3 protein-coding genes are annotated in these 2,268 nt (G+C 72.4%); all 3 read right to left on the minus strand.

The features are described 5' to 3' along the window. On the minus strand, positions 1-665 hold a 665-nt coding region (locus AC2W7G_RS14180), incomplete at its 3' end, for a DNA glycosylase AlkZ-like family protein (RefSeq protein ID WP_485869002.1). A 76-nt stretch (positions 666-741) separates the two neighbouring features. Beyond that, entirely contained in the window at positions 742-1,404 is a 663-nt protein-coding gene (locus tag AC2W7G_RS14185) for a response regulator (RefSeq protein ID WP_485869003.1), read from the minus strand. Positions 1,405-1,458: 54 nt separating this feature from the next. Continuing rightward, on the minus strand, positions 1,459-2,121 hold the full coding sequence (hpf, locus tag AC2W7G_RS14190; protein WP_485869004.1) for a ribosome hibernation-promoting factor, HPF/YfiA family: 663 nt from the start codon (positions 2,119-2,121) through the stop codon (positions 1,459-1,461). Positions 2,122-2,268 lie beyond the last annotated feature (147 nt).

A 2,268-nucleotide genomic window follows, 5' to 3' on the forward strand; every position in this document is an offset into this window, starting at 1 on the left:
CGGGCCGCGTGCGCGACGAGCACCCGGTGCCCCTCGTCGGCGTCCAGGTCGGGCACCCCGCGCAGCGCCGGCGGCAGCACCCGCTCGGGGACGTCGTAGAGCCGCTCGAACGAGCCGTTGCGCCCGGCGGCCATGACCTGGCCGGTGTAGAAGAGGTGCTCCAGCGCCTGCTTGGCCTCCGACCAGTTCCAGCCCCAGTGGCTGCGGTCGGCCGGCGGCTCGTGCTCGACCTGCCGGGCGGTGAGCGGGCCGCGTGCGCGGACGTCGGCCAGCACCTGCTCGAGCAGCTCGGGCCGCTCGTCGGCGATGCGCCGGGGCCCGCCCCACATCCCGCTCAGGTCACGGCGCCGGAAGCCGAAGGCCGGCCACAGCCGCACGTCCAGCAGCGCGGCCTCGTGGGCCCAGTACTCGACGAGCCGGCGCGGTGCGCGCGACGACGCCCGGTGCAGCAGGTCCAGGTCGTAGGGCCCCAGGCGCGAGTACAGCGGCACGTGGTGCGCGCGAGTCAGCACGTTGACCGAGTCGATCTGGAAGAACCCGAGCCGGTCGACGACCTTGCCCAGGTGTCGCGCCTGCACCTGCGCGGGGCGCGGCCGGGTGAAGCCCTGCGCCGCGAGCGCGATGCGCCGGGCCTGGAGCACGCTCAGCCGCGGCGGCTCGGTCACGGGCGACCGCCCGAGAAGACGGCACCACACGGGCGCTCGCCCGCGAGAGCCCCGACCGATCGCTCGCTGCCCTCGCTCACGTCTCGTCGACGAGCTTGCTGCGGACGGCGTACATGGCCGCCTCCACCCGCGACTTCATCTGGAGCTTCTCCAGGATGTTGCGGATGTGGTTCTTCACCGTGTTGTCGGAGATGAACAGCGCCTCGGCGATCTGCCGGTTGGACTGGCCCTTGGCCACGTGGCGCAGGACGTCCAGCTCGCGCGGCGTGAGGGTGTGCGGCTGCGTGGTCTGGCCCTTGGCCATCTGCACGAACTCCTCGAGCAGCTTGGTGGCCATCGACGGGTTGATCAGCGACTGGCCGGCCGCGACGAGGCGCACGGCCTCGGCGACCTGGTCGAACGACGAGCCGTCCTTGAGCAGGTAGCCGGCCGCGCCGCTCTTGATCGAGTCGTAGAGGTCGGTCTCCTCGTCGCTCGCGGTCAGCATGATGATGCCGGTCGTGGGCGAGAGCGCCTTGATGGCGGCGCACACCTCGACGCCGCTGCGGTCGGGCATGCGGACGTCCAGCAGGACGATGTCCGGGGGTTCGGCCGCGACGAGCGCGAGGGCCTGGTCACCGCTGTTCGCCTCGGTCAGCTCGAGGTCGCCCTCGGCCGCGAGGACCATCTTCACGCCTCGGCGAAAGAGCTCCTGGTCGTCGACCAGGAGCACCTTGATCCGGTCCGGCTTCGTCGGCACGGGGTCGATCATGCCACGCGGCACGCCCACGACCCCGCACCGACGCCCGGTGTCTCAGGACTGCGGCGTGCTGACGTGGATGACGCCGTAGTCGTAGCCGCGCCGGCGGTAGACCACGCTCGGCAGCATCGAGTCCTTCTCGACGAACAGGAAGAAGTCGTGCCCGACGAGCTCCATCTCGCTGAGCGCCTGGTCCAGCGTCATCGGCTCGGACTCGTGGGTCTTCTCGCGGACGACGAGCGGGCCCTCGCCGACGACCTCGACCGAGCCCTCGTGCCGCACGTGGACGCCCTCGTCGGCCGGCTCCGCCTCGCCGTTCAGCAGCTGGTCCGGGACGGCCGCGGTGGCCTCGGCGAGCGACTGCGGCTTGCGCTGGCCGCGGTGGATGCGCTGGCGGTCGACCAGGCGGCGCAACCGCGCCTCGAGCTTGTCGACGACCGCGTCCAGCGCCGAGTGCTGGTCGGTGGAGCAGGCCTCGCCGCGGACGACCGGCCCCCGCGAGCGGATCGTCACCTCGACCCGGCAGGCGCAGTCGGGGCGGGAGGTCTTCTCGTGCGTCACCTCGACCTCCACCCGGCTGATCTTCTGGCGCTGGTCGAACTTCTCCAGCCGCTGCAGCTTCTCGCGGACGAGCTCGCGGAAGCGCTCGCTGATCTCGCTGTTGCGGCCGTTGACGACGATCTCCATCGGGACCTCCAGTCGGTGCGACGTGCTCACGAATGCATGCCTCGACCGTAGCCCCGTCCCGGCGTGGGCGCCAGGTCACGACCGGGGTCCGGACGGCCCCTCGGCGTGTCGCCGCGGGGTGGCCGCGGACGAAGGCCGCGGCGCGGGTGACGACGCCCGCCGCGCGCCAGCGCGCGG

The organism is Aeromicrobium sp. PFPM2_SD2 (genome assembly GCF_057364525.1).